The following is a 15,440-nucleotide window of genomic DNA, read 5'->3' on the forward strand; positions in this document are numbered from 1 at the left end:
CTTTTTTTATTTAACGGTTTTGAGGAGTGGATATTTCACCTACCGTCATGCAGTTCTTTATAGAAAAACTCTTTTGTTTTGGGTTACTCGAATAAATTAGTGATACAGTCCGGTGAGATGTTCGTCGCTGGGCTGTAAAAGCTTCGACAGCAATACGATCTGGCCGGTATGGTATCCGTAATGGGAAGAGACCTTTATTAACAGAGAACGTACAAATTTATGCTCATGCGCATCTTTGGCTTCATCCTCACGACGGTTCATACGATTCCAATCGGTCAACTCATAGGGAATGGTCACTTCTCTGGATAAATCCTCCTCTACCAGACTAGATAATATCGCAGTTGATTCTGTTCGCACCTGGTGAAGCTTGGCTAATAATTCCTCCCGGCTCAAACCACCATTGGTATTGAACTCAGCAGAGCGTTCCCGGATTAGAGGCTGGTTCCCGATACCTGTCACCAGATTCTGATATTCATTGCCCGCCAAATGCAGACAATAATTCCCCACACTGTTCATACCAGGCTGAAGTCTGGTCCAAATCTGATCCTCGTTCAACCTGTTCAAGCTGGTTTCAATACGTTCTAGCTGCTTGTTCATGTCCTCAACTACGTCCTGAATAAGTTTAATCATGATAACATGTCCTCCATTCATTAGGGTTGATTGGATATCAAATTCAGATAACCGAAGGCGAATTGATTATAAACGAACAATGATTTAATATAAAGTCTAATATTGCTCCTGTTTTACTCAAGATTGAATGATCGCTTGAATTATTGATTATAGAGAACAGAAGGTATGAATAATGACAAAATACGAAAATCAGGTTCCGACCTCCGCAGGTATGAGCTTCAGCTCCCTCGTGAGCATGTTGAAAGATTCCATGCGGAGAAGTATAGAGCGAAGGCCTGCGGGTAACATTCCGGTGGAGAAATATGAACCAGCGGAATCGTTAAATGTATCCGATCATCCGCAGGTGACATGGTTTGGTCATTCGGCTTTTTTGCTTGAGATCGAAGGACACAGATTGTTATTTGATCCAATGCTGGGCAACCGTCCATCTCCTGTATCCTGGGCGGGTACGAAACGATACAGCACTAACCTACCGATTCAACCCGAAGACTTTCCAGCCTTGGATGCGATCATTATATCGCATGACCATTATGATCATCTGGACTATTCCTCTATTCGCAGATTGAAGAATAAAACACAGCGGTTTATCGTCCCACTGGGCGTGCGTCGAAGACTAATTCAACTTGGTGTGCCCTCGGAACAGATTACCGAACATAACTGGTGGGATGAGCTATCCTTCAAAGGTTTGACATTAGCCTGCACGCCAGCGCGGCATTTCTCCGGCAGGGGGTTATTGGACCGCAATTCGACACTATGGTGTTCGTGGGTCATTGCTGGACAAGAAACGAAGGTTTTCTTTAGTGGCGACAGCGGATACGGTCCTCATTTTAAGGAAATCGGCAGTAAGTACGGACCCTTTGACCTGACCCTGATGGAATGCGGGCAATATGATGAGCGTTGGTCCAACATTCATATGATGCCAGAAGAAACGGTACAGGCACACTTGGATGTAAAGGGAGCGCTGCTCATTCCGATTCATTGGGCAGCATTTACGTTGGCCTATCATGCCTGGAACGAGCCGGTTGAACGGATCACCAAGGCTGCACATGACTTGAATGTCACTATTGCAACGCCCAAAATCGGTGAGAAGGTTGTGCTGAATACGGGAGCTTACCCAAGCCAACCGTGGTGGAGATCAAACTGAGGAAATTTGAAATAAATATAAAAGCGTCCAGCTCATTAAATGGGAGGACGCTTTTTCTATTGCATTTATTTTAAAATCGATAGGGCGCTATAGATGAGCAAAACACCCATTAGAATATTAAAAGGACGCTCATATTTCAATAAAAAGCTCTGAAATAACATACCGCATAACCCCCAAGTCATATTGGCACTAATGCCAATGATGGTTAGAAGTAACGAAAATACGATCATATGAACATGAGAGTCTCCGAGAGGCATAACAAATACCGAGATGGCCGTAAGACCATACAGAATGACTTTGGGGTTGATGAATTGCAGGGTGAAGCCAAAGAGAAACGTAAAACGATTGACCTTGGGATCTTTGGCATTCACAGATTTACTTCGCATAATTTTGATCGCCAAATAGATCATGTATACACACCCCAATATGTTCAGGGCCGGTTTGATCCTAGGGATGTATTGATGCAGAATAAGGTTGAAATAACTGGACAGAAACATAATAAGCAGGCAGCCAGCTGCTACGCCGGCAATAAACGGAAGAATTTTTTTGAATCCTTCGTTTCTTGCATGCGTCATCGCGATTATGTTATTGGGACCCGGTGTGAATGAAGCCACAATTGCGTAAGTCAGTAACGGTAAGATATTCATAAGTCCTCCACATTTGATTCTTCTTGTATGTTATATTTAAATAAAATGTACGCTATAACGTACGTTCTTTATGATTGTACAATATGTACGCTATATAGCACAATATAATCTTTTAAACAGAGGTGACTGAATATTGAAAAACATTAATGTTGTTCTGGCACAGAATTTGAAGCAGCTCAGGGAACAAAGAAAACTTAGTCTGGACAAGGTTGCCGAGATGTCTGGAATCAGCAAGACGATGCTGGGTCAGATTGAACGGGGTGAATCCAACCCTACAATTGCGACAGTCTGGAAAATTGCAAACGGCCTGAAAATTTCTTTTACCGCCTTGATTCACGAGCCGAAGTCGGATACTACAGTTGTAACGGGCAGTGATATTCAAGCATTGATGGAGGATGAGGGGAAGATTCGCATTTATCCGCATTTTACCTTCGAAGAGGGGCGGCGTTTTGAAATGTACATGATGGAAATGGATGAAGAGTCTTCTTTGAATGCTGAACCGCATATAGAAGGGGCAGAGGAATTTATTACGGTTTTTGAAGGAGAAGTAACGATTCGGGTTGGGGAGGAGGATTATACGGTAAAACAAGGGGAGTCGATTCGTTTTCGCGCGGATAAGGCTCATGGCTATAAAAATTCGGGAGCCTCTGCGAATAAATTAAGCATGGTCATTCATTATTCAAAGTGAAATGAAATAAAACGCCAATACAACAGTCTGTGAATTCGACCGATAGATTGGCGTTTTTGTTATTTCAAATCAATTCCATGCGTAAGGCTTTGAATAAATTAAGGCTTTTCTTTTGCCTGACGCAGAATTTCGTTGGAGGTTAACGCTTTATCATATACTTTTACGTTATCCATTGAGCCTTTATAGAAGGGATCGGCTGTATAGCGGCTTTTGCCCAAATAAGCTTCAGTTACTTGCAGATCTTTCGGGTTAAACGTGATTTCCGTGCTGCTTGCTACGACTTTTCCATTCACATACATAGTGCCGGTATCTCCTTGAAGGGTAACAGCGACATGCACCCATTGATTGGAGGGCAGCGGTTCAGCAGCAATCAGGCTCTGATCTCGTCCCTGATCATGAATGGTGAATTGCAGAGCTCCGGTATGCTGGGCGGGAGTAAGGAACATATGTCTAGTCAGGCCATTTCCAAAGTCGAAAATTCGCTGCCAGGCTCCGCCGCCACTCCAGTTGACCCATGCACTAAAGGTGAAATCCGTCGTATCGGTAATAATTCCGGGCAGCTGGATATAGCTGTCGGTTCCGTTAAAAGCAGCAGCCTGATTCTTGCTGCTAATAGCAGAAGTCGCCACATTAAAGGCTTGGCCATGGTATTCATTTTTGCTGAAATCCTGTGCGATTTTTGCAAGTTTCTTTTGTTCAAAAGTATATTCTCCAAGCAGTGGACTTACCGCTTGCTGTGGAATGATAACGTTAAACGTTTTGGAGCTTACCGCACTACCTTTGCGAATCGTTGCCGTTAATGCCACCTTGACATCTCCCTTACCCGTGCGAGGACGATTCACTACACCGGTAGCGGACAGCGCAGAGGTGTTGGAAGATTTCCACGTAATCTCTGCATTACGTGTTCCCTTGGTCGGGAGGGACAGGTTGAAGAATACGTTCCCTGTGTCGCCGATACTCAGATCCTTTTTCACCGCATTGACAATATCCTGATCCTTCATTGCAGTCATCTGACTTCCCCAGAGTGCCACGCCAGAGGAGGAGAGAGCGCTAAAGGTCAGAACCGTCTTTTGGGAATCTGGCTCCCATTCATGCGTGAAGACACCTTTATACACAACATTATTCGACGTGATTTGCACCTGATTTTGTGCTTCAAGACTCCATGTTCCCGTCACCGCACCACTAATCTGCCAATCTGGTGTGAACTGAACGGTCTGTGAAGATTTGATCTCGGCCGTAATTTCCTTCCCGTGATTCACCCATTTGTATTGACCAGCAATCTCCTGGGTTGTCAGTTGGGCAGTGTTTTCTTCCAATGCCGCATAGCGGTAAGGAGAAACGACAGGCCATCCTTCCGAGTTCATATGCATCTCATGTACGCGGACTTCATGCTCTTCGCCGCGTCCTGGAAAGCGGGAATGGAAGATCAGAAATTGTTTTCCCGTTTCAGCGTCAACATAAGCGGAGTTATGTCCTGGTGATACATAGCCGATACCTTGATCTGTGCCTGGGTCACCGATTTGTTTTTGAAACAGGAAGTTCCCCAGCAATTTGACGCCAAAAGGCTCGATCGAGCGGTCATCAAACAAGGGTTTGTCCTTGTCCGCCTTGACGTTAATCATATCGTTTCCTTCAGCATCGAGGAAAGGACCGTCAGGTGTTTTGGAGCGAGCTACCCGAATGTTATATCCCCCGTCAGCACCCAATCCGCCATAGGACAGATACAGATAATAATAGTCGGTTTCGGGACTATAAAGCATATAAGGTGCTTCAATTCGGCTATGATTGCCTCCGGTCAGTTTTTTGCCATACCCCTGATTAGGGAGAGGTTTTCCCGTCGTTTCATCCATCTCCAGAATGAAAATCCCCCCGGAATAGGAACCGTACACCATCCAGAGCTTGCCGTTTTTATCGAAAAATACATCAGGGTCGACCACATTTGGATGTATGGTTGCATCGTATATGGTGCCATCCTCACTGATCTCATCCCACATGCCAGATTTGAGCAGAATACCCTGATCCTTATAAGGCCCCTCAATGTTGTCTGCAACAGCAACGCCTAACGCAGAGCGGGGAGAGTCCCCTTTGCACGCATTGTAGTACATATAAAATTTGCCATCCGCCAACTGAATGACATCTGCTGCCCATAACGTATCGGTCTGCGACCATTGCAGGGCTTCAGCAAATTCCTTGGTTACATTAGGCACAACAGGGTTGTTATCTGTAACCCCGGAGGCGACCGAATCCCAATTCATTAAATCTTTGGACTTTGCTACTTGAAGATGTGAACCAAAAATATAAAAGGTATCTCCCACCTTGATAACGGAAGGGTCATGAACGGAAACATTCCTGAATGCTGGAACCGTATTTTCAATGGATGTGGAAACTTGCGATTTGGAACTCATTGCCCCCGGACTGTCCGCCAATACGGAGACGGGAGCCAAAGCTGTTGTCGTAAGTAATGCAGAGCTCAGTAAAGAAATATGAAGTACGCTTACCCAATAACCTTTCATACGTTTCCCCTTTCCCAATACATAAAATGAAAAATAGCCCTATTCAATGCCGCAAACGTTAACTGGTTGGACAGCCCTCCTTTTGATTACCACGAATGATCAAGCGCTTTCATTTGTTATATTATCAATCAATTTATATATTTGTAAACTATAAATATCAGAGTTAGTGTGACTTGATAATGGAGAGAGAGATAGGCAAAAGGTCGATGTATTCGTATGAATTCCTATGATATAACAGATTGTTTGTAATTTTGGGATTGAAATATTTACTCGAAATAAGATACTATACGATTAGATTATGTGTTTATATATTTATTAATCAATTTATATTTATACGAATTAAAGAAAGTTCATCTACGATAATTTAACCTACATAGGAGGAATGAACATGACTACATTTCATAATCAACTAATCGCACACTATAAGTTTGAAGATGCAGCCGACATTGGCAAGGATAGCTCAGGAAACGGGCACGTTGGAGCTGCCGCAGGAGAGAAATCACCCAACATTTCTGAAGTGAATGGCAGATGGGCGGTGACTTTTACCGGTGGATTGAACGGAACATCGTATTTGGAGCTGCCATCAAATTTACTGCAAAATGTAAGCGACAACACCGGAGTGACTGTTGCAGCATGGGTCCATTTGGGCAAAGGATCGAACGTGTGGGAGCGGATTTTCGACTTCGGTAAAGGCGAGAAGGGTCCCTATTTATTTCTGACTCGTCAGATGCGAAGCACGTTATACGCAGGCGATGATCTGGTTGTAGACCCGGGACGCGGATTTGCCAGCGGGGAATGGATGCATATTGCTTTATCGGTGGCAGGCAGTCAGGGCGGCACACGCAGCAGTGCGGGGCCGGTTGTATATGTGAATGGTGAGAAGGTGGCAGACGGTTCCATCAGTCAGACATCCAGTGGCAATTATGCCAAGCTGCGCAAATGGTTTGATTCCTTCGTGGACCCTGCGAATTATAGCCGCAATTATATTGGACGTTCACAGTACGCGGCAGATGTAGATTTTGCAGGCTCACTGTCCGATTTTCGGATTTATCAGGCCGCTCTGTCCATGGATGAAGTGATTGAAGTTATGTGCGAGTCCCTGACGGATGAAGAGATTGTGCAGCTGGCAGGAGATAAATATTTATCTGCTCCAGCCCGGATTATTACCAAAGATGTGTCATTGCCTGTTGATTTACTGGGGGGCAAGGTAAACGTGCAATGGAATTCAAGTCAGCCTGATGTTCTGTCAGCGAATGGAGAAGTTCAACCTCTTAGCTCGGCACAGGAGATTCGTTTGAACGCACTTTTAACCAAAGGTGGAAATACGCTGAATAAAAGTTTTAATGTGTCCGTTGTGCCAGAGCATCTCCCGCCTTATACCGTGACAATACACGGGGATCAGCAGGTGGCGGATATTAGTGAAGTGATGTATGGCCTATTCTACGAAGATATCAACAATGCAGCAGATGGGGGAATCTATGCGGAGTTAGTTCAGAACCGTTCGTTCGAATCCTTTGCATTCGATACGTACTCGCATGACTCTGGTGAATGTGGTTGTTCAACAGGTCGGAACCGTGATCCTTTGTTTGCCTGGTCCGGGGATACCGAGAAAATGATCGTACAGCATACCGATGGAATAAATACTCATCTTAACGTGGCAGACCCGGAAGTGAACGCTTATTATGTAACGGTTCAGGCGGGTGCGACCATTCGAAATCGCGGATTCTCGGATTCCAATCAGCATTGTGCCATGTCCATCAAGAAAGGAGAGGCATATGATTTTACCGTCTGGGCCAAGGCTGTATCCGCAGGAACGATTACGGTTCAATTGCAGGACGGGAACGGTGATGCCATCAGCGATTCTGTTACCCTGCAAGTTGAGGGCGGTAACACATGGAAGAAGTACGGGATCGCCTATTCCGATACCCGTGTCCTTGTGGCTAATGCCGAATTCAGCGGTCATGCAAGTGGCAGCCAGGTGTTGACTCACCCCAATTCTCCCAACATCACCAATTCCAACGTGGCCTTGACCGGAACGGAGACCGCGCTTGGGCAATTGGCACTTTCCTTTGAAGGAGACATTTCCATAGACATGGTGTCGTTGATTCCGCAGGATGTATGGGGAGCCGATCCAAAAGAGCAGGGAGTATCCGCTTCAGCACATACCAACTACACGGGTAATCCGAACTATCGGCTTAGGAAAGATCTGGTTCAGGCCCTCGTCGATCTGCATCCGAAGTTTCTGCGTTTTCCGGGGGGATGCATTTCCGAAGGTTCGTTCATTTGGGACAATGTGTATGACTGGAAGGATTCGGTGGGAGCGGTGGAGCTTCGCAAAGAGAACTATAACGTCTGGGGTTACATGATGACGATGGGCCTCGGCTATATGGAGTATTTCCAACTGGCAGAAGATTTGAATGCTGCTCCGGTTCCGGTCATGGCCTGTGGTGTTCTGTGCCAGGCTCGTTCGGATTATGCACACCCGGCGGGTGGCGCTTTGAGGGATTACTATATCCGAAACTTTACAGACCTGATCGATTTCGCGCTCAGCACGGATATTGAACATAACGAATGGGCTGCCATTCGAAGCAGCATGGGACATCCTGAACCATTCGATCTGCGTTATCTTGGCGTAGGTAATGAGAACTGGGGAACCGAATTTTTTGCCAACTTTGAAGTATTCAAGACGTCAATTGATGAGTATATGAAACGTAATTATCCTGATCATGAGCTTCATATTATTTCGACAGTTGGCGCACAGGCGGATGATGATGCGTATCAGCAGGGCTGGAAATTCCTGAGCGGCAATCTGACCGGATCAGCTCAGGTGGCATTTGCAGATGGTAAAGAGGTGATCGAAGAGACGGTCACTTGGTATGAGAACCAGGACAACTATATGGATACCATTGCGGATGAGCACTACTATCGCTCCAATGACTATTTGCTGAACAACGTGGATCGGTACAACTACTATGAGCGGGCTTATCATGAAGATGGCAGTATGGATTGGACAGAGACATCCAAGGTATTTGTGGGAGAATATGCATCCACGGACAAAAATACACTGGCAGGTGCGATCGCAGAAGCGGCGGTCATGACCGGTTTTGAAAATAATGCGGACGTTGTTCGCCTGGCTGCCTATGCGCCATTGTTCAACAAAGTACTGACGGACGGCACCTATCGCTGGACGCCGGACTGCATCTGGTTTGATGATGAAACGGTGTGGTATACACCGAATTATTATGTGCAGCAGCTTTTTGCCAAGTATGTGGGTGAGCAGGTGCTGGGAACTTCATTTTCAACGTACAGCAAGGGTCAACCGATCGAACTCATTCCACGAGGCGGTATCGAGATTGCGACAGGCAATGCCGACATTGTGGTGAAACGGATTACGGTCACATCGAACCAGGATGGCAGCGTGCTGTTTACAGAAGATTTCAGGGAGGGGACAGCTCTGAATGAGTCGTGGAATTGGATTCCCGGATCGGTAGGATACACGTTGGAGACGGGAAAAGGACTGATTTTGAAAGCCCAGGCGAGCGGCCTGAATGGGTTGTATCTTCTGAACGATGAATGGTCGAATTATAAAGTGGAAGTCGAGGCTCAGCGCATAGCGGGTGAGGATGGCTTCACCATCGGTGTGGGATTGACGGATAGTTCACCTGAGAAAAAGGATGTCATCGAATACGCAATCGGTTATGGCGGCAATGCGACGGGAGTCAAAGTATACAAACAAGGGGTAGAAGGCTACACTCTGGGTGATTATTCTTCCAGTTCCGCGGCGGGAAATCTCCGGGCAGCCAACTATGAACCGCTGGCGAACGATACGAATTATACGATTACGGTGAATTATGGTGGTGACACAGGGAAGAATCTGATCTGCTCTTATACCGATGGTCACACGACCAGCAGAATTCTGGATTACAAGCTGGAAGCATACAACCGGGATGTATTCCATTCCGTTACGAGAGACGAGCAGCATGTGTATGTGAAACTGGTGAACGCAGATGGGGTGGATAAAGCAACCCAAATTCACCTTCAAGATCTGAACGTTACCTCTGTTGCGAAATGGATAACACTTGGTGGAGATGAAGCATTGCTACATGTGCCTAATGTGAACCAGAAGAATGATGAGAAAATTGTTCCACAAGAACAAGTGATACATCTGCAGGAGGATTCGGTTGTTTTGCAGCTTCCTGCTCATTCGGTCAATGTGCTGGTTATGGATATCCAGAAATAATAAGTAATAATATCTCTATAATAACCTGATGCAGCCTTAGAACCGCGATACTCGCGGTTTTTTGGTGTTCCGGGAAGAGAGTCAATAAAAGATACCTAAAGTAAATAGCCTACACTATTGCCGATTCCTGACGGATTCTATAATGAATTTGAAGGAGGAGACAGCTCATGCGTTCCAACTACAGACAATTTATACGAAACGTTCCGCTTCATCTCATGATATTGCCTGGATTGATCATCATTATTGTATTCGGTTACATTCCGATGGCGGGACTCTCCATTGCCTTTCAGAATTTCTCTCCCATTGCCGGATTCAAAAATATGAACTGGGTCGGCCTGGACAATTTCAGGTATCTATTCGATCTGCCGGGGTTCGGTCAGGTCGTATGGAATACGGTATTTATTTCCGCGATGAAAATTGTGTCCGGTTTGGTCATTCCCGTACTTGTGGCCTTGCTGCTGAATGAGGTGCGCAAAACAGGTTTTAAACGAACAATTCAGACGGTCATCTATATGCCGCATTTCTTTTCCTGGGTTATATTGGCCGGTATCATTGTAGACGTATTGTCCCCTAGCACAGGAATTGTAAATATGCTGCTTAAGGCGATAGGGGTTGAACCTGTTCAATTCCTGGCCAGTAACGAATGGTTTCCTTACATACTCGTCATTACGGACCAATGGAAAGAATTCGGATTTGGCACGATTATATATTTGGCCGCACTGACAAACATTGATAAATCCCTGTACGAAGCATCTGTAATGGATGGAGCAGGAAGATGGAAGCAGACCTGGCATATTACGCTTCCTGGCATTCGTCCCATCGTGATTCTGATGGTTACACTGAGTCTGGGTAACGTGCTAAACGGTGGATTTGATCAAGTGTTCAACCTTTACAATCCGCTGGTCTATGAGTCCGGAGACATTCTGGATACGATGATCTATCGGATCGGACTGCAGGATGCGCAATATTCGGTATCAACCGCATTGGGTCTCATTAAGTCAGTCGTTTCGTTTATCTTTATCGGGCTTGGTTATTTTCTCGCCTATCGATTAGCTAATTATCGGATTTTCTAGAAAGGAGGCAAGAACATGCATCACGCTTCGAGAGCCTATCGTTGGTTTCTGGGAATGAATTATGTCATCCTGACCCTTCTTGCCTTGCTGTGTCTGTTTCCCATTGTGAATATTCTGGCAATTTCGTTTAGTTCGAGTGATGCAGTCAAGGCAGGGAGTGTCACATTCTGGCCGGTGGACTTCACCTTGTCTTCGTATAAATACATTCTCGAAAATCAGCAGTTTCTAAATTCATTCGGTACAAGTCTTCTCCGTGTTGTACTCGGAGTTGCGACAAATTTGATTTTCACGATTCTTGTAGCCTATCCGCTCTCCAAAGAGGCAGCGAAGTTTCGTTCAAGAACGTTTTATGCGTGGATTTTTGTCTTTACCATGCTGTTCAGTGGAGGATTAATCCCTGGTTATCTGATCGTCAAGGAAGCAGGTCTTTTGGATTCGATCTGGGCCCTGATATTACCGGGAGCGGTTCCGATCTTTAATGTATTGCTTATGCTGAATTTCTTCAGGGGTTTGCCGAAGGAGTTGGAAGAGGCGGCTTGGATGGATGGCGCAGGTCATTTCCGCACACTATGGAGCATTTACCTTCCTATTTCATTGCCCAGTATCGCAACCATCACACTGTTTGCCATGGTGGGGCACTGGAACGCCTGGTTTGACGGCATGATCTATATGAAGAGTCCGGAAGGTTATCCGTTAGCCACGTATCTGCAATCGATGCTCCAGCAAGTGACGATGATTCAGAGTGAAATGATGACCTTAGAGGATGCAACTCTGTTAAGTCAGGTGTCGGATAGAACGACCCAGGCATCCCAAATCTTTTTGTCTGTTATCCCCATTTTGCTCGTGTATCCGTTCCTGCAAAGGTATTTCGTTCATGGACTTGTTGTCGGTAGTGTAAAGGGATAAGATCGATGGAGGAAAACCAATGGGAGGAGCCGATTTCCGGCTCCTTTTTGCCGTTGAGGAGAGGAGTGAAGGGGAAATGAGATTCACAGTGGGGAGTTGGAAAAATGCATCTATCGTCGTCAAACTGATGATTGCCTTTGTGCTCGTCATTCTGCCCTTATATGGGATCAGTATTATGATCACGCATACCAGCTCCAAGCAAATGCAGACGGAAGTGGAGAAGGCGCATGAATCAAAGCTTTATTTTTACCACAATCATCTGCAATTTGAACTGGAGCGAATGAGTGGACTTGTTACCGAATTTTCGTTCGATGATACGATGTCCACCCTTAGTACACGAGCTGCGATTATGAGCAGATATGAGGTGACTTCCAGTCTCAATGATATCCACAACAAGCTGGGGCAGATCATGGTGACAAGTCCCTATATCAGTGATGTTGTATATTACGTTCCGGCTCTGCATAAACGGGTCAGCGCGGTGGACGGAATTCGCAATGTGGAGGATACAGAATGGAAGGATCTGCTGGCAACTATGGGAAATCTGAATGGTGAGTTGTCTTATTCAGACAACAATCTTTATTTTCTCAAAAGCAATCCGTATAACATGAATCATGAGGAACCGCCCAATTTTATATTAGGCATCCGCTTGTCTGCGGAAGAACTGAAGCACAGATTGCAGCAGCTAGCGGAAACAGGAGGCAGTGATATTACACTGAGCTTCGGTGAGCAGCACCATGTGCTGATTTCTTCTTCGGACGAACCTGTATCGGCCGTACAATTGCAACAGGTATCACCGGATTCACCAGAATCCATGCAAGTGACGAGATTTCAATCCGATCCATATCTGTATTATTCGCTATATGATCCCGATCACTCTTTCACGCTGACAGCCAGTATCCCTAATGATGTGCTCCAAGCTCCCCTGGAACAATACAACCTATGGCTGTGGACGTTGACGCTTATTTCAATTGTTATCATTATGATCTTCTCCTTTTCGATCTACAGGTCAATTCACAAGCCGTTATCTGTGCTCATTCGCGGGTTCAGAATGGCGGAGCAAGGTCAGACAAGCATTCATATTCCGCAATCCAGACGCGATGAATTCGGTTATTTATACTCTCGCTTCAACCACATGATAGAGCGCTTACATATTTTGATTGATGAAAATTATGTTGCCCGGATTCGAACCAGTGAGGCAGAACTCAAACATTTGCAGTCCCAGATTCAGCCTCATTTTCTATACAACAGTCTGTTCAGCATCAAGCAAATGGCCGAGGTCGAGAATGTTGAATTAATTCAGGAATTCACTGACTATTTGGGTCAATATTTCAGGTATATGTCCAGGGATTCTCATTCCGAAGTATCGCTCGGTGAAGAGGTGGACCATGCCTTAGTCTATGCTTCTATTCAAAAAATTCGATTTGGCTCAAGAGTTCAACTGCAGCTGGAGGAACTAAGTAGAGAGTATCGAGACATCGCCATTCCCAGAGTCATTATTCAGCCAATTGTCGAGAATGTCTTCGAACATGCCCTTGCCAAACGCAGTCAAGGCGGGATTCTGAAATTATCCTATCAAGTCGCACACGACAAATTGTCCATTCGGATAGAGGATGATGGTGATCAATTAACGGATGAGGTCTTGAGCAGCCTGCAAGAATCCTTTCAAGAATCTGCGAATCAGAGACATGGGAATGAAGAGATTACGGGACTAATGAATGTGAATCAACGTTTACGGATCAAATTCGGGGCGGGCAATGGCCTTTGTGCTCAGCGCAGTGAGTTAGGCGGTTTATGCATGATTTTAAATATTCCATGGAGACGGGAGTAATCGTATGCAGCGGATGTTAATTGTAGATGATGAACCGGTTATTTTGGATGGTCTTTATGCTTTCTTTCAAAAAGCGGATTTTCAGGATATGGAGATCATTAAGGCATACTCTGCCTTTGAAGCAATCGAGTGGTTGAATTCCGTTAAAATTGATATCGTACTCAGCGACATCTGCATGCCTGGCATGGATGGCATGGAGCTGATCGAGAAGATTATGGATCGTTGGCCACGATGTAAAGTGCTATTGCTGACAGGTCATAACGAATTCGATTATGCACATCAAGCGATACGTAACCCTTGTGTTGTGGATTACCTGTTAAAGACAGAGGGCATGAGTCATATTCGTGCAGCGGTAGAGCGGGCGTTAACACAAATTTCGGAGGAAAATGATTTTCGTTACCAGCATGCCTGGTTTCGCAGCAAGCTTCCCAGAGCGCTGCCGCAGCTGCAAAGACAGTTGCTGCTGGATCTCCTAAAACGAACAGAAAGAAATGATATCGCCGCGCTTCAGGAAGAATTGGATGCAGTCCAGTTACCTTTTATGTCCAATGAGCCGGTAATCCCGGTCATCATACGGGTTGAGGAGTGGAACAACTATCAATCCCAGGCGGACCGGAGTTTAATTCGCTATGCTGTTGCAAACGTTGCGGAGGAGCTGCTCCAGGATAAGGCCAAGGTCAAAGCTATTGATCTGGATTATCAGGTGATCGCCTGCTTTGTTCAGCCCAAGGCGGAGCCATCGAGCTTCCATACAGGACAGCAGGAGAAGTGGGAACAGACACTTCGTTTCGTCTATGGAACGCTGGAGTCTGTGCAGCAATCCTGTGTGGATTGTCTGAATCTGTCCGTCTCCATTATGGTGAGCGAACTTGCGGTGGAGTGGGTGGAGCTAAGTCAGGCGATTGCACAGCTGCGTCTGTCGATCCATGAGGGCCCTGGACTTGGGATGGAGAAGCTTCTTCGGGTCAAGGTGCAGCGTGATTCGCCATACACCCCCAATATATTGAATCAGCAGAGTGTTGCGACTCTTCATCTGGATCAGATCAGGCAGCACGTTACAGCAGGAGATCGGGAGTGGATAGAGTCGTTTCACAAATGGACAGAGGCTTCAAAAGAAGGACTTCAGGACCCATTCTTTCGAATGAAGATCTATTCAGGCGCAGGTAATGCACTGATTGAGCTTGTTCATGAACTGGGCTTGTACGAATCAGCAATGGAGGAAATTGCGTTATCTCGTATGCTTTATTTTGACATCCATACGCCGTGGTCCGATCTGGTCGTTTTTTATCAATCGGCATATGAATGGATCATCTCCAAAAGAAGTGTTACACGTATCCATGATCAGTCGCAGATTCTCATTACCATTCATCATTATATCAAGCATCATCTGGAGGATGACCTATCGCTAACCCGTATTGCACAGGAGGTTTCCCTCAATCCTTCATATCTGTCCCGTTGGTACAAACGTATTACTGGCAAAGGTATATCCGACTATATCCATGACCGGCGCATCGAGCGCAGCAAGGAATTACTTCTCGGCTCTGCCTGCAAAATGCATGAAATATCCGCCAAGGTCGGATTTAGTGATCAGCACTATTTTTATCGTTTCTTCAAAAAGGCCACCGGCTGCACGCCACAGGAATATCGGGATCAAAAAAGTTAGATCAAGTCTGAAATGGTAAATCAAAGATACCAGATGTCAACGGGGTACACTCGTAGTGATAGCGCTTTCTTACTAAAATAAAATTATACCTCACGGGAGGAATAAAAA

10 protein-coding genes are annotated in these 15,440 nt (G+C 45.6%); 7 read left to right on the forward strand and 3 right to left on the reverse strand.

Going from position 1 to position 15,440, the window contains the following annotated elements:
- Positions 1-96 precede the first annotated feature (96 nt).
- On the reverse strand, positions 97-630 hold the full coding sequence (locus HP548_RS20580) for a DUF1572 family protein (protein ID WP_175382686.1): 534 nt from the start codon (positions 628-630) through the stop codon (positions 97-99).
- A gap of 172 nt (positions 631-802) precedes the next feature.
- Between HP548_RS20580 and HP548_RS20585 the strand changes: the two genes are divergently transcribed.
- Positions 803-1,774 (forward strand): MBL fold metallo-hydrolase, encoded by a 972-nt coding sequence (locus HP548_RS20585; RefSeq protein ID WP_099854436.1) that lies wholly within the window; start codon positions 803-805, stop codon positions 1,772-1,774.
- 65 nt (positions 1,775-1,839) lie between these two features.
- On the opposite strand, the gene HP548_RS20590 is transcribed toward HP548_RS20585, so the two are convergent.
- A complete protein-coding gene (locus HP548_RS20590) occupies positions 1,840-2,421 on the reverse strand; it encodes a LysE family transporter (protein WP_175382687.1) in 582 nt (193 codons plus the stop codon).
- 133 nt (positions 2,422-2,554) lie between these two features.
- Between HP548_RS20590 and HP548_RS20595 the strand changes: the two genes are divergently transcribed.
- The gene (locus HP548_RS20595; RefSeq protein ID WP_076288336.1) at positions 2,555-3,109 is read left to right on the forward strand and encodes a helix-turn-helix domain-containing protein; all 555 of its coding nucleotides are present in this window, start codon (positions 2,555-2,557) and stop codon (positions 3,107-3,109) included.
- Positions 3,110-3,207: 98 nt separating this feature from the next.
- On the opposite strand, the gene HP548_RS20600 is transcribed toward HP548_RS20595, so the two are convergent.
- Complete coding sequence (locus HP548_RS20600; RefSeq protein ID WP_175382688.1) at positions 3,208-5,622, reverse strand: family 43 glycosylhydrolase; 2,415 nt, start codon at positions 5,620-5,622, stop codon at positions 3,208-3,210.
- Positions 5,623-6,010: 388 nt separating this feature from the next.
- Between HP548_RS20600 and HP548_RS20605 the strand changes: the two genes are divergently transcribed.
- The 5 genes from HP548_RS20605 (at position 6,011) to HP548_RS20625 (ending at position 15,332) form a co-directional block, all read left to right on the forward strand.
- The gene (locus HP548_RS20605) at positions 6,011-9,862 is read left to right on the forward strand and encodes an alpha-L-arabinofuranosidase C-terminal domain-containing protein (protein ID WP_175382689.1); all 3,852 of its coding nucleotides are present in this window, start codon (positions 6,011-6,013) and stop codon (positions 9,860-9,862) included.
- Positions 9,863-10,029: 167 nt separating this feature from the next.
- Positions 10,030-10,935 carry an ABC transporter permease gene (locus HP548_RS20610; RefSeq protein WP_064638694.1) on the forward strand — a complete coding sequence of 302 codons (906 nt, stop codon included), beginning with the start codon at positions 10,030-10,032 and terminating at the stop codon, positions 10,933-10,935.
- A 15-nt stretch (positions 10,936-10,950) separates the two neighbouring features.
- A complete protein-coding gene (locus HP548_RS20615) occupies positions 10,951-11,841 on the forward strand; it encodes a carbohydrate ABC transporter permease (RefSeq protein WP_076288339.1) in 891 nt (296 codons plus the stop codon).
- 76 nt (positions 11,842-11,917) lie between these two features.
- Positions 11,918-13,669 (forward strand): sensor histidine kinase, encoded by a 1,752-nt coding sequence (locus HP548_RS20620; RefSeq protein WP_175382690.1) that lies wholly within the window; start codon positions 11,918-11,920, stop codon positions 13,667-13,669.
- A 4-nt stretch (positions 13,670-13,673) separates the two neighbouring features.
- Entirely contained in the window at positions 13,674-15,332 is a 1,659-nt protein-coding gene (locus tag HP548_RS20625) for a response regulator transcription factor (protein ID WP_175382691.1), read from the forward strand.
- The last annotated feature ends 108 nt before the right edge of the window (positions 15,333-15,440 follow it).

The sequence above is a fragment of the Paenibacillus taichungensis genome, assembly GCF_013359905.1.
Lineage (GTDB): Bacteria > Bacillota > Bacilli > Paenibacillales > Paenibacillaceae > Paenibacillus > Paenibacillus taichungensis.